The sequence below is a fragment of the Tessaracoccus sp. MC1756 genome (assembly GCF_014164735.1).
GTDB lineage: Bacteria > Actinomycetota > Actinomycetes > Propionibacteriales > Propionibacteriaceae > Arachnia.
On sequence record NZ_JACJFZ010000004.1, the window covers coordinates 137,563 to 155,375 of the forward strand.

General features: G+C 68.7%; 13 protein-coding genes. 7 read left to right on the top strand and 6 right to left on the bottom strand.

What is annotated here, in order from left to right:
• Positions 1 to 16 precede the first annotated feature (16 nt).
• Positions 17 to 1,270, bottom strand: coding sequence for a glycosyltransferase 87 family protein (locus H5393_RS11110; protein ID WP_182766710.1), 1,254 nt, complete (start codon positions 1,268 to 1,270; stop codon positions 17 to 19).
• Positions 1,271 to 1,324: 54 nt separating this feature from the next.
• Here H5393_RS11110 and H5393_RS11115 point away from each other — a divergent pair, with 54 nt between their 5' ends.
• Genes H5393_RS11115 through H5393_RS11125 form a run of 3 tightly spaced genes read left to right on the top strand, consistent with a single transcriptional unit; the run spans position 1,325 to position 4,294 of the window.
• A complete protein-coding gene (locus H5393_RS11115) occupies positions 1,325 to 2,452 on the top strand; it encodes a peptidoglycan bridge formation glycyltransferase FemA/FemB family protein (RefSeq protein ID WP_182766711.1) in 1,128 nt (375 codons plus the stop codon).
• Between the two features lies 1 nt (position 2,453).
• A complete protein-coding gene (locus tag H5393_RS11120; RefSeq protein ID WP_182766712.1) occupies positions 2,454 to 3,479 on the top strand; it encodes an alanine racemase in 1,026 nt (341 codons plus the stop codon).
• Positions 3,480 to 3,511: 32 nt separating this feature from the next.
• A complete protein-coding gene (locus H5393_RS11125) occupies positions 3,512 to 4,294 on the top strand; it encodes an NAD(P)-dependent oxidoreductase (protein WP_182766713.1) in 783 nt (260 codons plus the stop codon).
• Positions 4,295 to 4,297: 3 nt separating this feature from the next.
• On the opposite strand, the gene H5393_RS11130 is transcribed toward H5393_RS11125, so the two are convergent.
• The 3 genes from H5393_RS11130 to H5393_RS11140 form a co-directional block, all read right to left on the bottom strand.
• Positions 4,298 to 5,653, bottom strand: a complete 1,356-nt coding sequence (locus tag H5393_RS11130; RefSeq protein WP_182766714.1) for a glycosyltransferase 87 family protein — start codon at positions 5,651 to 5,653, stop codon at positions 4,298 to 4,300.
• A gap of 25 nt (positions 5,654 to 5,678) precedes the next feature.
• Positions 5,679 to 8,006 carry a transglycosylase domain-containing protein gene (locus H5393_RS11135; RefSeq protein WP_182766715.1) on the bottom strand — a complete coding sequence of 776 codons (2,328 nt, stop codon included), beginning with the start codon at positions 8,004 to 8,006 and terminating at the stop codon, positions 5,679 to 5,681.
• A 184-nt stretch (positions 8,007 to 8,190) separates the two neighbouring features.
• Entirely contained in the window at positions 8,191 to 9,066 is an 876-nt protein-coding gene (locus tag H5393_RS11140; RefSeq protein WP_182766716.1) for a mechanosensitive ion channel family protein, read from the bottom strand.
• Between the two features lie 75 nt (positions 9,067 to 9,141).
• Between H5393_RS11140 and H5393_RS11145 the strand changes: the two genes are divergently transcribed.
• The 4 genes from H5393_RS11145 to H5393_RS14655 all read left to right on the top strand — a co-directional run bounded on the left by H5393_RS11145 (position 9,142) and on the right by H5393_RS14655 (position 12,708).
• Complete coding sequence (locus H5393_RS11145; protein WP_182766805.1) at positions 9,142 to 10,551, top strand: CCA tRNA nucleotidyltransferase; 1,410 nt, start codon at positions 9,142 to 9,144, stop codon at positions 10,549 to 10,551.
• 177 nt (positions 10,552 to 10,728) lie between these two features.
• Positions 10,729 to 10,971, top strand: a complete 243-nt coding sequence (locus H5393_RS11150) for a DUF222 domain-containing protein (protein ID WP_182766717.1) — start codon at positions 10,729 to 10,731, stop codon at positions 10,969 to 10,971.
• Positions 10,968 to 11,903, top strand: coding sequence for an HNH endonuclease signature motif containing protein (locus H5393_RS11155; RefSeq protein WP_182766718.1), 936 nt, complete (start codon positions 10,968 to 10,970; stop codon positions 11,901 to 11,903). The genes H5393_RS11150 and H5393_RS11155 overlap by 4 nt, the downstream gene beginning before the upstream one ends.
• Positions 11,904 to 12,048: 145 nt before the next feature.
• On the top strand, positions 12,049 to 12,708 hold the full coding sequence (locus H5393_RS14655) for a (4Fe-4S)-binding protein (protein WP_255436476.1): 660 nt from the start codon (positions 12,049 to 12,051) through the stop codon (positions 12,706 to 12,708).
• A gap of 120 nt (positions 12,709 to 12,828) precedes the next feature.
• On the opposite strand, the gene H5393_RS11165 is transcribed toward H5393_RS14655, so the two are convergent.
• Together H5393_RS11165 and H5393_RS11170 are read right to left on the bottom strand one after the other, a co-directional pair.
• Positions 12,829 to 16,128: a beta-N-acetylglucosaminidase domain-containing protein gene (locus tag H5393_RS11165; RefSeq protein WP_182766719.1), complete on the bottom strand. Its 3,300-nt coding sequence runs from the start codon at positions 16,126 to 16,128 to the stop codon at positions 12,829 to 12,831.
• A 336-nt stretch (positions 16,129 to 16,464) separates the two neighbouring features.
• On the bottom strand, positions 16,465 to 17,751 hold the full coding sequence (locus tag H5393_RS11170; protein WP_182766720.1) for a citrate synthase: 1,287 nt from the start codon (positions 17,749 to 17,751) through the stop codon (positions 16,465 to 16,467).
• Positions 17,752 to 17,813: the final 62 nt, after the last annotated feature.

A 17,813-nucleotide genomic window follows, 5' to 3' on the forward strand; every position in this document is an offset into this window, starting at 1 on the left:
TGCCATGGTGTCGACCCTACAAGCTCGACGGCCTGCTGCGTAGGCTGCGGCGGTGGACGAACGCCGCGACGCCCAGGACGACGAGCGCGCCGAGGACCCACCAGAAGTAGGCGCCGCCCACCACCTGCTGGTAGGGCGTCCAGTTGGGGTTCTGCTCGGGCGGGTGCGGGAAGTCCCAGTGGGGTGAGTGGCGGAAGACCCAGAGCCCGGCGGCCCCGGTCAGGGCGGTCAGCCAGGCCGCCCACACCGGCCCGAGCCGCCACGCCCAGGCCGCGACGACCACCACCGCGGGAGCGGCCCAGACGAAGTGGTGGCTCCACGACACCGGGGAGGCCACCAACGCGTAGAGCCCCAGCACGATGGCAGGGGTCATGTCGTCGCCCTGCGCGAAGAGCACGCGGAGGAGCGCCAGACAGGCCAGGCCGATCAGGACGCAGGCCACGAACCAGATCCAGGTGGCGGCGTCCCCGCTGAGCGCGCGGTGCACCATGCCGTTGAGCGACTGGTTGGCCGGGTAGGCCGGCTCGCCGATGCGCTCGGAATCCGGCAGCACCCGCGTCCAGTAGGCGATGGAGTCGCGCGGCCGCAGCGCGAACCCGATCCCCGTGTACAGCAGCGCCGAGCCCACCCCGACGATGAGGGAGCGCCAGTCGCGCCGCATCAGGAACCACGCGAGGAACACCACCGGCGTCAGCTTCACCGCGAAGGCGAGCCCCACCAGCGAGCCCTGCCACCACTTGCCCCTCCCGGCCAGCAGGTCGACCATCACCAGCGCCATCAGGACGGCGTTGATCTGGCCGAATTCGACCGTCTCGGCCAGCGGGTCCAGGTGCAGCGCGAGGCAGCCCAGCGCGGCGGTGAGCCACAGCGCGTCGCGCCGGTTGCTGCCCAGTTCACGCACCACCAGGTACAACACGCCGAGCATCGCGGCCACCGTCAGCGCGGACAGCGTCACCGAGCCCACCCGCCAGGACACGAACGTGAAGGCGGAGAAGATCGCCGCCGCGATCGGCGGATAGGTGAACGGGAGGCTCACGCCGACGATCGTTTCGGGCATGCGTCCGTAGAGGTCGCCGCCGTCGCGGAACACCTGGCCGCCGATGCGGTAGACGTCGAAGTCGATGCGGTACGGGATGAAGTCCTCACCCGGGAAGCCGTAGAGCCAGCTGTAGGTGAGGTAGCCCAGCCACCCCAGCGCCAGAAGGCGCAGCACCCAGGAATGCAGATAGGTGTCGACGGCTCGTAGGACAAAGGTACGGACGTCGGGCATGGAGAGATCCTACGGCGGCACGGTCGGCGGGCCGACTTGGGTAGCCTGTGGTTCGTGAGCATCGAGTGTCGTCCCATCCCTGCCGAGGAGCACCTCGCCTTCATCGAGGCGCGCGGCTCCGCGTCGTTCCTCCAGACCCCGGCGTGGGGCAAGGTGAAGCCTGAGTGGCGCTCCGAGTCCGTCGGGTTCTTCGCCGACGGGGAGCTGACGGGGGTCGGCCTCATCCTCTACCGACAGCTGCCGAAGGTGAAGCGCTACCTCGCCTACCTCCCCGAGGGGCCCGTCCTCGACTGGGCGAGACCAGACGTCGACGAGCACGTGTCCGCCCTTGTCAGGCACGCGAAGCAGCGCAAGGCCTTCGCGGTGCGGATCGGGCCGTGGCTCACGCACCGCCGCTGGCTGGCGAAGACCATCAAGGACGCCGTCGCGGACGACGACGTCACGCTTCTCTCCCAGCAGGAGCCGGACGAGACCAACCTGGTGGGCACGCGGGTGCGCAACGCCCTGCTGCACGCCGGCTGGGTCACCGACGAGACGGGCGAGGGCTTCGCCGCCGGGCAGCCCAGGTTCAACTTCCACCTGCCGCTGCGCCATGGGGACGGCACACAGAAGAGCGACGACGAACTGCTGAAGGGCATGAACCAGCAGTGGCGCCGCAACATCAAGAAGGCCGACAAGGAGGGCGTCACCGTCCGCACCGGCACCCGGGAAGACCTGGCGGCATTCCACCGCATCTACCTCGAGACGGCGCAGCGCGACGGCTTCACCGGCCGCGGCCTCTCCTACTTCGAGGTGATGTGGGACGCCCTCAACGCGGAGGCCCCGGAGCGGATGAAGGTCTACCTCGCGGAGCACGACGGCGACCTCGTCGCCGCCACCACCATGGTCACCGTCGGCGAGCATGCCTGGTACTCCTACGGCGCCTCCACCACCGCCAAGCGCGAGGTGCGCGGCTCCAACGCCGTCCAGTGGCAGATGATCCGCGACGCGAACGCCGCGGGCTGCGCCGTCTACGACATGCGCGGCATCGTCGAGGGCGTGGGCGCGGACCATCCCGAGATCGGCCTGATCCAGTTCAAGGTGGGTACCGGCGGCGAGGCCGTGGCGTACCTGGGCGAATGGGACTACGCCATCAACAAGCCCATCCACTGGGCGTTCAACCAGTACCTCAAGAGGCGATGACATGACGCTGACGCTGAACATCGACGCGCACCGCTGGCGCGCCCACCTCGACGGCTTCCAGAGGCAGGTGGGCGGGCTCGTCCCCGTGGCGAAGGGCAACGGCTACGGGTTCGGCCTCGGCACGCTGGCGGCGGAGGCCAAGCGGTTGGGCACGCAGACGCTCGCCGTCGGCATCGCCCAGGAGGTCGCGGACGTGCGGGCGGGCGGCTGGGACGACGACATCGTCGTGCTCAACCCCTGGCGCCCCTTCGACGCGGCGGCCACCGCCCTGCTGAACGACCCCAAGATCATCACCACCGTCTCGCGCGTCGAGGACCTGCGCGCGATGACCCAGTCGCACCCCAGGGCCAGGGTCATCGTCGAGATCGAGACCGCGATGCACCGCCACGGGCTGGATCCGCGCCAGCTGACCGCAGACGCGTTCGGCGACCTCTGGTTCGAGGGCTGGGCCGTCCACCTGCCGGCCGACGGCTCGCCCGCGGAGGCGAACCGCCTCGCGCAGACGGGTCTGGCCACCCGCACCGGTCCCGTGTGGCTGTCGCACCTCAGCGTCGACGACTACCGCACCTTCGCGGCGAGCTTGAGCGTGCCCACCTATCTGCGCGTCGGCACCCGGCTCTGGCTCGGCGACAAGCAGGCCTACCGGACCACCGCCACCGTGCTCGACGTGCACCGCATCAAAAAGGGGCAGGTGCTGGGCTACCACGGAGTGCCCGCGCCGAAGGACGGGTGGATCGTCATCGTCTCCGGCGGCACCGCCCACGGCGTGGCCATGGCGGCTCCCGTGCCCCAGCGCTCCTTGAAGCAGCGCGGCGTGACGCTCGCTCAGGGCCTGCTGGACGCCGTCGGTCGCACGCTGTCGCCGTATGAGATCGGCGGGAAGAAGCGGAGTTTCGCCGAACCCCCGCACATGCACTCGTCGATGGTCTTCGTGCCCGGCGAGTACCCGCTCACGAAGGTCGGCGACGAGGTGCCCGTCACCACGCGTATGACGACGGCGACCCCGGACGAGATCTTCTGGACCTGAGCGGTCGGCCCGGTCATTTGTGAAGATGGATCATGGCTGACAACAAGCGCAGGATTCTCATCACCGGTGCCACCGGCGGGATCGGGCTGCTCCTCGAGGAGCGCCTCATGCCGGATTACGACGTCATCTCCCACGGCCGCACCCCCGCCAACGACGAGCAGGCCAAGCGCCTCCGCAAGGCGGACCTCGAGGACTACGACGAGGTGCGCACCCTCATGGACGGGGTCGAGGTGGTCCTCCACCTGGCCGGCCAGGCCTCCCCTGAGGCCGAGTGGGACGAGGTGGTGGGCCCCAACATCATCGGTTTCCGCAACGTCCTGGAGGCAGCCCGCGACGCGGGCGTGCGCAGGTTCGTGTTCGCCTCGTCCAACCATGCGATGGGCATGTACGACCGCGACGAGGACTGGCCGGTCTACCCCCACCACCTCCCGCGGCCTGATTCGCTGTACGGGGTGTCCAAGGTCTTCGGAGAGGCGTTGGGACGGTACTACCACGACAAGTACGGCATGGAGTTCATCTCGCTGCGCATCGGCTGGTCCACCGAGGACCCGCTGGCGGCAGAGGAGGAACTGCTCCACGCCATGTGGCTGAGCAACGACGACACGGAGCGGGTGTTCCGGCGCGCCATCGAGGCGGAGAACATCGGCTACGGCCTCTACTACGCCATCTCGGACAACCCGAACCGCCGCTGGGACCTCACCAACACCATGCTGGAGCTGGGCTACCGGCCCGAGGATTCCGTCACGGATCTGGAGAAGGAGGACGTGGTGGAGGGCGGCCACGGCACCCCGGACAACTGGCCCGAGGGGAGCTGAGGCTCAGACCGTCGCGGCGGCGGTGGGGCGCTCGAAACCGGCGAGGTAGTCCTTCTCGTCGGGGAGCACCGGGTCTCGGAGCGGATCACGGGCGGGCCGCACGATGTCGGCAACCACCTCGGCCAGGATCCACACCTCCACCGCGACGTGCAGGAGGATGGCCGCCCAGTAGAGCATGAACGGCCCGTTCTGGTTGGTGGTCAGCCACCCGCCGAGCCACCCCCAGATGGCGATGTAGTAGGCCACCTGGGTGATGGACAGCGCGATCAGTTCAGGCTTGTACGGGCGGGCCAGCACGAGCGCCAGCAGCAGCCAGAGGGCGGACTGCGGCGGGAACGCGGGGCCCATCAGCAGCGTGGCGAAGACCACCACCGCCACCATCGAGCCCACCCGCGGCCGCTTCCGAGCCACGTACAGGTAGGCGATGAACGCGCCGAGCCCGAGCAGCAGCACCACGAAGAGCAGCGGCCCGGATTCCCGCAGCTGCAAGCCGAACATCAGCTCGAGGACGTACCAGAGCGAGCCGTAGCTGGTGCCCTTGTTGATCTCGCCGTGGTAGTACAGGTAGACGCGGTCGAAGTTCTGGAGCAGCAGCGGCAGATGCACGGCGAAGAACGTCACCAGGGCCGGCGCGATGAACGCGGTGGCCCTGCGCCAACCTCCCCGCAGGCCCAGGCTGACGAGTACCGCCAGGATCACGCCGATCGGCATCGTGCCGGCTGAGGCGGCCAGGCCGAGCACAATGCCCGCCTCCAGCAGGCGCCCCCGCGCCACCTGCACCAGGCCCAGCGCGGTGAACGCCACCGGCACCAGATCCCAGTTGACGAGGCCCACGGCCAGCACCACGGGCGAGGCGGCCACGAGCACGGCGTCCCAGGAGGGCCGTCCTGGCCGGCGACGACCCAGCCAGGCGACACACGCCACCAGGATCAGGAAGCAGACGAAGAGCCCCAGCACGGTCAAGCCGAAGAAGACGACGCTGGAGTCCACCTCGTCGGCGAGGCTGGCGCTGCGGCGGATGGGGGCGTCGAACAGCACCGTCGCCGTCTTGCGGGTGACCAGGATGGCCGCGGCGATCAGCGGTGCGAACAGCATGGTCTCGCTGCCCAGCGGCGAGTTGCCGCGGCCGAAGCCCTGCCCCAGCCACGACGACTGGATGTCGGTGTAACAGAGCAGCTTGTACATATCGACCTGCTGGTGCGCCGTCGTCTGGACGCACGGCACGTGGCGCACGAACAGCACCAGGAACACGGCGGTCGCCAGCAGGAAGGCCCACGGCAACGGGTTGAACCAGACACCCCGCGGGTTGGCATGACGGCCCATGGGGCCCCCGAGGCCGGGCAGCAGCGCGTTCTTCACGCGCTCACTGTAGCCGCCCCGACGTTTACGGCTCCGTGGTCACCGCGTCCTGCACAGCCGCGGTGACCGTCGGCGACAGCGCCACCGTCGGCTCCGCGGTGGGTTCCGGCGCCACGGTGGGGGCCGGCTGTTCGGTCTCCTCCTTGGTGGGCTTCGGCTTCGGTTTCGGAGCCTGCGTGGTGGCCGGGGGCGTCGTCGCCGGCGCCTCCGTGGTCTCCGCGACGGTGGGCGTGGGCGACGGGGTGGGCTCCACCGTCGGCTCCTCCGAAGGCGTCGGCGACGGCGTGGGGGTGGGGGACGGCGTCGGCGACGGGGTGGGGGACGGCGAGGGTTCCTCGCTGGCCGGCGGTTCGGACTCGTCGGCCGTCTCGCCCTTGTCCGCCTTGATGTCCTTGGGCTCGTCGAACTCCTCCACCGGCATGCCCTCGGTGGCGCGGGCCATGTAGGACACCCAGGTCATGAGCGGATAGCTGGAGCCGAAGAACGTCCGGTCCCGGGGGCGCTTGTAAGGCTCGAGGTCCTCGTTGCCCCCGTCGCCGGCGACGTACATCACCGCCGTCGAGATCTGCTTGGTGTAGCCCACGAACCAGGCCGACGTGATGGCGTCCTCGACGCCGTTGGTGCCGGTCTTGCCTGCTACCGGGCGGCCCAACTCACGGGCGCGACGACCCGTGCCCTCCTGGACGACGGAGCGCAGGGAATCCGTCACGTTGGCGGCCACGTTGGTGTCGATGGTCTGCTCGTTGGCGGGCTTCGCCTCGTAGAGCACCTCACCGTTGCGGTCGATGACCTGCTTCACGATGTGCGTGGCGTTGCGCTGGCCGGAGTTCGCCAGCGTGGCGTAGGAGTTGGCCATGTCGACGGGGCTGACCTCGCCGAAGCCCAGCGCGATGCGGTTGCCGGACTCCTCCCAGGCGGGCCCGGTGGGGGCACCCGCGTCGTTGGCGGCCTTGATCACTTCCTGCTGGCCGTTCTCCATCTGCTCGGTGAGGTCGACGAACGCGGTGTTGATCGAGTCCGCCGTCGCCTTGCGCAGCGTGACCGGGCCGTACTGGTTGCTGAACTCGTTGCGGACGGGCTGGGTGTCGCCGCGGGGGGTGAAGGTGTCGCCCTTGAGGATGGACTGCAGGGAGAACCCGTTGCGCAGGCCCGCGATGGTGGCGAACGGCTTGAAGGTCGACGCGGCGGGGCGCTTGGTCAGCGACCAGTTGCGGGAGCTCTTCACGTAGTCGGCGCCGCCGTAGAGCGACAGCACGCCGCCGCTGGCCGTGTCGACGGAGGAGATGGCCACGTGCAGCTTGGACGGGTCAGGCGTGCCCTCCGCGTCGGCCGCGGCCTGAGCGGTGTAGCGCTGGGCCTCCTGGATGGCGGCCTCCTGCATGGGTTTGCTGAGCGTGGTGACGATCCTGAGGCCGCCGCCCTGGATCTCCCCCTCGGAGAAGCCGTTGGCGAGCAGTTCGTCCTCGACCATCTTGATCAGGAAGCCCTTGGGGCCGCCGTAGCGGTCGTTGACCGGCACCTCGGGGAACGTGGGCAGCGCGGGGCGCGCCGCGTCGTGCTCGGCCTGCGAGATGGCGCCCATCTCGAGCATGCCGTCCAGCACGTACTGATAGCGACCCAGCAGCCTGTCGAGCTTCTCCTGGCCGCCCGAGGGGTTGAACCCGGCGGGGTTGTTCAGGATGGCCGCGAGGGCGGCGGACTCGCCGACGGTGAGGTCCTTCGAGTCCTTGAGGAAGTAGGACTTCGCGGCGGCCTGGATGCCGTACGCGCCGCGGCCGAAGTAGATGGTGTTGAGGTAGCCCTCGAGGATCTCCTCCTTGGGCATCTCACGGCCCATCTTGGTGGCCAGGAACAGCTCGCGCACCTTGCGCGACATCGTCCGGCTGGAATCGAGGTAGAGGATCTTGATGTACTGCTGCGTGATGGTGGAGCCGCCCTGCACCTCGCCGCCGCGGGCGATCGACCAGGCGCCGCGCAGCATGCCGGGCACCGAGAATCCCGGGTCCTCCCAGAAGGACCGGTTCTCCGCCGCGATGACGGCGTCCTTCATCAACTGCGGCATCTCGTCGTAGGGGATGGTGACGCGGTTCTGCACCGCGAGCGACCCCAGCTGGTTGGCCCCGTCCTGGTAGTAGAGGAACGTGGTGTTGGTGGTGAAGTCCGAGTTCGGATCCGGCAGGTCCGTGGTGGTGTAGAGGTACGCGAAGCCGCCGATGCCCACGAGGCCACCGATGATGAACAGCACCAGGGCGGTGATGCCTATGCGGCCCCAGATCTTCCGGGCGCGCGACTTCTGCGCACCCTTCTTACCCGCAGCGCGCTTCGCCGCAGCCTTCTTGCCAGTCGTGGCCATGTGTCCCTCTCACCGTTGACAACCACGCCGACCCCGCAGAGCCGACCCTTTCCAGGGTAAGTGTCGCGCTCAAGGAGACCGAATCGGGGCTTTGGGCCGAGCCGCGGGTCGGGCAGAGTGAAGTTGTGCAGCGGAGTCGATGCACAACTCAGATGTGCCCTCGGCATGCCTGGCGGGTGGCCCGTCAGAGCGACGGCGGCTTCATCCCGCCGGGCAGGATCGGGCCGCGGATCCCGGCCTCCGCCAACGCCCGTTGGGCGCGGGCCCGCACGGCGCGCATGGGCGCCCACTGCTGGTTGGGGCCGGTCTTGATCAGCACCTGCACCGTCATGGTGCCGCCCTCCATAGCCCCCACACCCAGCACCGTCGGCGCCTCGAGCAACTGCTCGGCGAACTCCGGCTCCTCGTCCATCCGTCCGACGGCGGCGCGCAGCAGGTCCTGCACCTTCTCCGGGTCCTCGTCGATGGCCACCGGCACGTCGATGGTGGCGGTGGAGAAGCCCTGCGACACGTTGCCCAGCGTCAGCACCTCACCGTTGCGCACGTACCAGACGGTGCCCGTCGCGTCGCGCAGCTTCGTCACGCGGAGGGTGACCTCCTGGACGGTGCCGGTGAGGTCGCCGACGCGGATGAGGTCGCCGACGCCGAACTGGTCCTCGGCCAACATGAACACACCGGAGAGGTAGTCCTTCACCAGCGACTGGGCGCCGAAGCCGAGCGCCACGCCACCGACGCCGGCCGACGCGATCAGCGGGCCCATCGGCACGCCGAACGTGGCCAGCACGGTGAGGAGGACGACCACCAGCAGCACGATGTCGACGACGTTGCGCAGCAGCGAGCCGAGGGTCTCCACCCGCTGGCGGTGCCTCTCGGCGCTGACGCCGCTGGCGCGGGCGAGGATGCGGCGGGCGCGGGTGCCCAGGTCGTCACCCACGGCGCGCTCGCGCGAGGCGAGGCTCTTGACCGTGCGGCCGATGGCGAACATCAGGACGAGGCGCAGCGCGAGCGCCACCGCGATCATGATGCCGGCAAGCAGCAGCTTCTCCCAGAAATCAGGCATGGCCACATTCTGCCCTGCGCGCGAAGGGTAGAATCGACGCCCGTGCCCAGCTTGACCGCCGCCCAGACCAACGCGATGCAGGAACTCCTGCGCATCGCGCCCGTCATCGATGACCTGGGCAGGCTGTTCCGCAACGCCGGCCACGAGTTGTATCTCGTCGGCGGCTCGGTGCGCGACGCGCTGCTCGGCCAACTGGGCCACGACCTCGACTTCACCACTTCAGCCCGCCCGGACCAGACGCACGCGCTGCTGAAGAAGTTCACGCCGTCGACGTGGGACATCGGCCGCGACTTCGGCACCATCGGCGCCCACAAGAAGACCGCGGACAGCGAGTGGCAGATCGAGATCACCACGTTCCGGGCGGACATCTACCGCAGCGAGTCGCGCAAGCCCGAGGTCAACTTCGGCGACGACATCGACGGCGACCTCGTGCGCCGCGACTTCACCATCAACGCCATGGCCATCAACGTGGCCACGCGGCAGTTCGTGGACCCGTACGGCGGCCTCGAGGACCTCGCCGACGGCCTCATCCGCACCCCCGGCACACCCGAGGCGAGCTTCTCCGACGACCCGCTGCGGATGATGCGCGCCGCGCGGTTCGCCGCCCGGCTGGGCTTCACCGTCGCACCCGAGGTGGTGCAGGCGATGAAGGACATGGCGGAGCGGATCGGGATCGTCTCGGCCGAGCGCATCCAGGCCGAGCTGACCGGCCTCCTCCTGACCGACCAACCCCGGGAGGGCATCGACCTGTTGGTACGCACCGGCGTGGCGGAGATCATCCTGCCGGAGCTGCCCGCGCTGCAGCTCGAGGTCGACGAGCACTCCCGGCACAAGGACGTCTACGAGCATTCGCTGACCGTGCTGGACCAGGCGATCGAGCTCGAGAAGGCCCGCGGCCACGAGCCGGACATCGTCAACCGCCTGGCCGCGTTGCTGCACGACATCGGTAAGCCGCCCACCCGCCGCTTCGAGGCGTCGAAGGTGACGTTCCACCACCACGACGTCGTCGGCGCGAAGATGGCCACGAAACGGCTCAAGGCTCTGATGTACCCGAACACGGTGGTGAAGTCCGTGGCCAAGCTGATCGACCTCCACCTCCGCTTCCACGGGTACGCCGACGGTGAGTGGAGCGACTCCGCGGTGCGCCGTTACGTGCGCGACGCGGGTGACGAACTCGAGCACCTACACATCCTGACCCGCGCGGACTGCACCACCCGCAACGTTCGCAAGGCCACCAAGCTGCGCCGGGCCTACGAGGAGTTGGAGTGGCGCATCGACGAGCTCGCCGAACAGGAGGAGCTCAGCGCGCTGCGTCCCCACCTGGACGGCACGCAGATCATGGAGATCCTGGACATCAAGCCGGGCCGCGAGGTGGGCGCCGCCTACGCGTTCCTGCTCGAACACCGCACGGAGAACGGGCCCATGGACCACGACGACGCCGTCGAGCTGCTGAAAAGCTGGTGGGCTGAGCGCAACGCCGGTTGAGCCCGTCAGCGTGTGACGGGTCCCGGCATGCACGCGAGCCATCGCACCTTGACTCGTGCGACGTGGCGTCCATCGTTCGCGCTCGTTCGTGCGCGCAGCATCCACGGCTCCTCGAGGATTTCCCCATTGGGCCGTTCCGGCACGGTTTTGTCAGTGCTGTCTATTTTAATAGTGCGTATGGACGACATGCACGAGGCCCGGCTCGCCTGCGCCGCACCCGTGCTCGACCAGGTCCGCCACTCGGTGCGCACCACCGCGGGCCAGGCGGTCGCCTCCCTGAAGCTGGCCACAGACCTGGCCGAGCGGTTCCCGCTGATCGCCACCGCCCTGCACGAAGGCGTCATCTCCCTCGCCCAGGCCGAGGGCATCATCGACGGGCTGCGGAAACTACCCGGCTCGCTCACCGCGCAGACCTGGTGAAGTGCCAGGAGGCCATCCTCGAACACGTCGACACCCTCGGCCCGGCGGAACTGCGCGCCCTCGCCACCCGCCTCCACGAACTGGTAGACCCCGACGGCGCAGACGCCGCCGCGCAACAACGCCTCGACGCCCAAGACCGCGCCGCCATGCGCAGCCGGTACCTGCGCCTGGCCCCAGACCACCACGGCGGCACCAGAGTCACCGCGCTGCTGCCCACCGCCCACGCCCACCTGCTGGAGGCGCAACTCGACGCCATCGAGCCACCCCTGTCCTCCTACCGCGAGGCAGGAGAACTGCCCAGCCGAGAGGTCCGCCGCGCCGACGCGCTGATGCTGCTGGTCCAGGCAGCCGCCGCCACCGGGCAACTGCCCGCCCACGGCGGGGACAGGCCGCAGGTCACCGTCACCCTGAACTACGACACCCTGCTCACCGGGCTCGGCAGAGCCGGCATCATGGGCGCCGACGACCTCGACGGCCTCTCCGCCGGCGACGCCCGCCGGTTGGCCTGCGATGCAGACCTCATCCCCGCCGTCCTCGGCGGCAACTCCCGCCCACTCGACGTCGGCCGGAAGCATCGCCTGTTCACCCCCGCCATCCGCACCGCGCTCGTCCTCCGCGACGGCGGCTGCGCGTTCCCCGGCTGCACCGCCCGCCCCGCCACCTGCGAAGCGCACCACATCAACCCGTGGTGGGCAGGCGGAGAATCCTCCCTAATCAACGCAGTCCTGCTCTGTCCACACCACCACCGCCTCGTCGAACCAGACCCACAACAATCAGCCGAATCGCAATGGCAGGTCCACCTCGACCCGGACACCGGGATGCCATGGTTCACCCCCCCGACACATCGACCCAACCCGCACACCACGACAACACCCCCGCCACCTACTACGCGAACTCACCCCGCCACCCAAGGCACCACCCTGCCCGGATGAGGTGGATTCAGAGCCGCCGAGCCTGGAAGAGCTCCTCTCGCGCAGCGCGGAGGTATGGCATGCGGCTGGAGGCCGGTTTTCTCCCGGTTCCCTGGACTTATCCGCGCCGGTTGCTGAATGATGGGGCGCGAGATCAGGAGGGCACATGACCAACTGGACCGCCGCCGACGGTGCGCTGAGCGCAGAGGTCGCGGGCTGGGCGCTAGACAGCGCCACGGACGCCATCATCGTGATCGACGAGGACGGCTTGGTGCGCGCCTGGAACCGGGCGTGCGTGGACCTGTTCGGCTGGTCGAAGGAGTACGCACTGGGGCGCGACGTCGACTTCATGATCCCGCTCAAGCTGCGTGAGGCCCACCACCGGGGCTTCTCGTCCGCGATGCTGCGCGGTGCGCTGGCGTCGGACGGTCAGGCCCGCCGCACCAAGTCCCTGCGGGAGGACGGCGGGAGCGTCTACATCGACATGACGTTCGCCGCGCTGCGCAACGACGAGGGCGCGATGGTGGGCGCGGTCGCCGTCGCCAGACCCGCGTCGGAACGCGACATCCCCACCCATGGCCGCAAGCGCTACACCGGCCCACTGGTCGACGTGACGTTCGACTCCGCGCTGTGCAACCACAACGGCCAGTGCGTACGCAACATGCCCGAGGTGTTCAATACGGCCAACCGCCCGTGGATCAACCCGTCGGCCGCCGACGACGCCGAACGCGACGAACGCCTCCGCACCACCGTGCGCAACTGCCCCACCGGCGCGCTGCAGTTGCTCGCGGTCGGAGCCCCCGACGAGGACCCCACCGCCGGCTGACTGAAACGCCTCCACAAGTGGGGACCCCGGAGTCCTTCCACTCCGGGGTCCTCATTCAGGTGTCAGATCGGCTTCGGCGGACCTTCGTGAGCGCTGCGCTCGTTCCTCGCTTGCCGCTCCTCAGGAACCGGACGAGTACAACTTCGGGCCGTCGCTGTCGCCCGCGGTCGACTCAGAGCCGGTACGGAACATCACGATGTTGTTGAAGACCCACTGGTTCGACTGGCTGAAGGCGTAGCCTCCGCCCGGCTTGGCGGTGGCCGCGTACACCGTCGTCCACGTGTAGCTGCGGCACGCGCCGCGTCCCGTGGCGGCGGTGTCGCACTCGGTGCGCCACTGACGCCCACCCGAGGTGAACACCCCGTCGTCGGTCACGCCGGCGTCGCCGAGCGGGTTGCCCTTCCACGCCGCGCGCGTCATGTAGGGCAGGTACGTCAGGTTGTTGAACGCCCAAGCGTTCTCACGCACGAACTCGCCCCCCCGGACCCGCACGATCGTCGCCCAGATCTCCGTGCGGCACCGCTGGGTCTGCGAGTAGGGCTCGCAGGTGGTCATCCACTGCCGGCCGTTGAGCTCGAAGATGCCGGGCGCCGTGTACGGCGGCTTCGGCTCGAAGCGCCCCGGGGTGCTCGGCGTGACCGTCGGCTTCGCGCTGGGCGACTTCGACGGGGGCGTCGGGCTGTTGGTCGGCTTCGCAGACGGCGACACCGACGGCTTCGCAGACGGCGACGGGCTCGGGATCACGCCGTCGTACGGCGACACCAGCAGCTCCGTCACGCTCACCGGGCCTGCGTCGAACACGATGCGCACCGCGGTCACCTCACCGCCGACGACCCCCTCGAACCAGGGCGCCGTGGCCTCCCCGACAACCTCCCACGCGCCGTCGACCAGGGCCTCGACGGTGCCGCTGAGCTCCGCTCCCACCACGCGGATCTGCGCGTTTTGCAGCGGCGCGTCCAGCCAGCGCGACAGGTACTGGCCCGCCTCGGCGGTGCCTTCGAGCGCGGTGGTGAGGTTCGCGTCCACCGCCGCGACGGGGTTGCCATCCGGCGCCGTGCTGACCAACTCCGCGCTGGGCGGCAGGACGCGGAACTCGCGGATCTTGATCCACTGTCCGCCGGCGTTGGGGGCGGTGGCGCGGACCCGCACGTAGCGGGCCTGCACGGGTTCCTGGAACGAGGCAGCGAGCACCACTGCGTCTGTGAACTCGCCGGCCGTGGTCCACGTGGCCCCGTCCGTCGAGTACTCCAGCGCAGCGTTGTAGAACATGTCGCCCCGGGAGCCGTCGCTGTCGGCCTGGTGCACGGACACTCCGCCCACCGCCTGTACCGAGCCCAGGTCCATCTGGACCCAGTCGCCGGTCTGCGGCGCCGCGCTCGACCACCAGAACGTGCTCAGGTTGCCGTCGACGATCCGCTCGATGGCGTTGGTCTGGTACTGGCCAAGTCTGGCGGACCGCGTGGGCGCGCCCGGCAACGTCTCCGACGCGTAGGGCTCCGCACCCAGCCACGTCAGGTAGCGGCCATAGGCCTCCTGGAGGAAGGTGTCGAAGCGGGTGTCGCCCACCTTCGGGATGTACCTGTCAGCCACCGGGGTCAGGCCGTTGAGCCCGTCCACGCGGTAGGTGGTGGAGGCCTTCTTGCGCTCGGCCGCCGAGGCGAGGAACGACGCAGCCGCACCCGATCCGTCGTCGGCCGCCAGCTCTTCGAGCCCGACGACGGCCTCACTCAGCGCGGTGGCCCATTCGGTCGCCGCCTGGATCCAGGGCAGCGAGTCGTCGTAGAAGCCGGTCATGGCCATGCCCGCCAGCGACTCCTCCAACCCGGCGATGGTGGCCAGGCGCTCCTTCAACGGCTGCGTGCCGGCCGCGGTGCCCGCGTCGTGCGCGGCCCAGAAAGCGGCGATGTCGGCGCCGAGCGCCGGTGCCTGCGGAGACGACGGGCGGTAGGGCCGCCAGTCCTGATTCAGGTCGACGAAAACCTCGAGCGCCTCGCGGACCGCCGGGTCGTCGCCCGCCAGCTCGTCGAGGATGCGCGTCTGCGTGACGGCCGGGGTGTAGGCGGGCCCGTTCCACGTGTAGTCGGCATAGCCGGCCAGCGCGATCATCGAGGCGTAGGACTGCACCATCGGGTTGGACGTGAAGCCATCCAGGTGCTGGTGGAGATCCGCCGCACGACCCGACAACGGGTTGAGGAAGAGCCGGTCCGGCTGGCCGTCGTTGACCGGGAAGTTGTCCCAGATGTAGAGGTGTTCGGTGTTGTAGGTGGTCTTCGCCCGGGCCGCCGACTCCATGGTGATCTGGTCCGAGAAGACGCCCTCTCCCGTCCACTGCATGATCAGCGAGTCGTCGGTCTGCGTGCCGAACTCCAGCTTGTAGGCGTCCGGCGCCGAACCCGCGTAGTTGGTGGGCACCGTCTGGAGCGGCTCCAGGTTGTTGGGCTTGATGAACTCGTTGATGACGCGGTTGAGGTAGTACGCCTGCCCCTCGGCCAGCTTGCGGAAGCCCGGCAGCGTGAAGCGCTGCAGGTCCTGCGCGCACTTCAGGTAGGGGTCGATGTCGTCGAGGGCGATGTAGAACGTCCGCACCCCGATCTGGCGCAGCTGCTCGAACTTGGCGATGGTGGCGTCGAAGTCGCTGTCGAGCGAATAGCAGATGTCATTTCCCGGCGACAGCGCGAAAACGAACTCCACGTGGTTGTCGCGCCCGGTCTGGACGAGTTCCCGGAGTTGCTCGAGTTCGGGCTGGGGGTACGGAGTGCGCCACTGGCTGCGCAGGTAGGCGTCGTCCTTCGGCGTGTAGATGTAGGTGTTCATCTTGTGCTCGCCGTAGAACTCCAACTGGTCCAGGCGCGCCTGGTGCGACCACGGGATGCCGTAGAAGCCCTCGATGCCACCGCGGATGGACATCAACGGCCAGTCCCGCACCGTCGCCGGGACCACCGTCGAGCCCTGGAGGAGCTGTTCAAACGTGTCGACGGCGTAGAACAACCCCCGTGCGCTGGCGCCCTCCAACAGCACGGTGGGCTGCCCTCCGACGGTGCCGTTGGCCACCACGTAGCCCTCGGCGTTGAGGGTGGAGGCGTCCGCGACTCCCAGCTGCGCAGCCACCGCCCGTGTCGTCGGGTCGGTCTCAGCGAAGTGGATGACAGTGCCGGCGGTGGGGGCCTCATTGGCCCACGTCACCGTGGCGTCGACGCCGGTGAGCACCTCGATGAGTTCACGCTTCGCCGGCCCGTCCACATCGGCGGGCGCAACGACGGTGACCGCCCCGTCGAGTGCGACGGCCGCGCCCTCGCGGATGATGGACTGCGGCGTGGGGAGCACCACCGGGTCAGCGGCCATCGCAGGCCCCGAACCGGCTGCGACGACGGAGCTGGCCAACAGTGCTGCGGCGGCGGAAAGAGCGAGAATTCTGCGCATGGACGACCTCCTGGGTTGATTCATCCTGAACCTGAAGGAGGAGCATCGTTCGAAGCGGCTGTGCCAATGGGCACCTCGGCTGAGCGTTTACCCGGGCGTCCCGGGAGGAGCAGCCGCCACCGGCCCGATCGAGCTCGCGCTGGTGGCTCCGCCCCCTACGGTGTCTGGACCACCCCCCCAATAGCCTGCGGTCCAGTACCACCATGATGAACCCGGCCCTACCTTCAGGGTGCGGGAATCAGTTGTTTGCGCGGACGAAGTAGGTCGTTGCCGCCCAACGGACAAAAACAAGGGCCCTGGTATACCAGGGCCCTTGTCAGAGGCGGTTTGACGGGATCAGCGCTCGTTGATCGGCCGGTAGTCGCGTTCCTTCTCACCGACGTAGATTTGGCGCGGCCGGCCGATCTTGCGGTGCGGGTCTGCGTGCTGCTCACGCCACTGCGCGATCCAGCCTGGGAGCCGTCCGAGGGCGAACAGAGCGGTGAAGTGCGACGCGGGGAAGCCCATCGCCTCGTAGATCAGGCCCGTGTAGAAGTCGACGTTCGGGTACAGCTTGCGCTCGATGAAGTACTCGTCGTTCAGCGCCGTCTCCTCCAGCTCCAGGGCCATGTCGAGGAGGTGGTTGTTCTTGTCAGTGCTGCGCAGGAGCGTGTCTGCATGGCCCTTGATGATCTTGGCCCGCGGGTCGTAGTTCTTGTACACGCGGTGGCCGAAGCCCATCAGCTTCACGCCGGACTTCTTGTCCTTGACCTGGGAGACGAAGTCCTTGATGTTCAGGCCTTCGGCGCTGATCTCGCGGAGCATCTCGAGGACCGCCTGGTTGGCGCCGCCGTGCAGCGGGCCGGACAGGGCCGCCACACCGGAGCTCATGGAGGCGTAGATGTTGGCGTCTGCCGAGCCGACGAGGCGCACCGTCGAGGTGGACGCGTTCTGCTCGTGGTCTGCATGAAGGATGAACAGCGTCTCGAAGGCGCGTACGACGTCGGGGTCGATCTCGTACTCCTCCGACGGCGTGCCGAAGGAGAGACGGAGGTAGTTCTCGACGTAGCCCAGCTTGGTCTGGGGATACAGGAACGGCGCGCCGATGGACGACTTGTAGGCGTAGGCCGCCAGCGTCGGCATGGAGCCGAGGAGCCTGAGGGACGACTCCTCCACGTGCTCCGGGTTGTGCACGTCGAGGTGTTCGCGGTGGAACGCACCCAACGCGGTGACACCGGCAGCGAGCACCTGCATGGGGTGGGCCCCCCGCGGGAAGCTGCGGTACAACTCACGGAGTCGCTCGTCGAGGGTCATGCGGCGGGAGATCTTGCCGTAGAACTCGTCGAGCTGGGCCTGGGTGGGCAGTTCGCCGTAGATCAGCAGGTAGGCCACTTCGATGAACGTGGCCTTCTCTGCGAGCTGCTCGATGGGGTAACCGCGGTACTGCAGCACCCCCTTGTCGCCGTCGATGAATGTGATGGCCGAAGTGCACGACGCTGTGTTAACGAAGCCAGGGTCCAGGGTGGTGAGCCCCGTGCTCGACAGCAGTTTGCTGACGTCGAAACCGTTGTTTCCCTGTGTGGCCTCCACGATCGGCAGATCGAGCTCGAGATCCCCGTACTTGAGGACTCCGTTGTCGGTCATGCGTATGCCTTTCCTTCTGCTCCCGTGCGACCGTCGTGGGCGCCGGTGTGGGTTCCTATGGC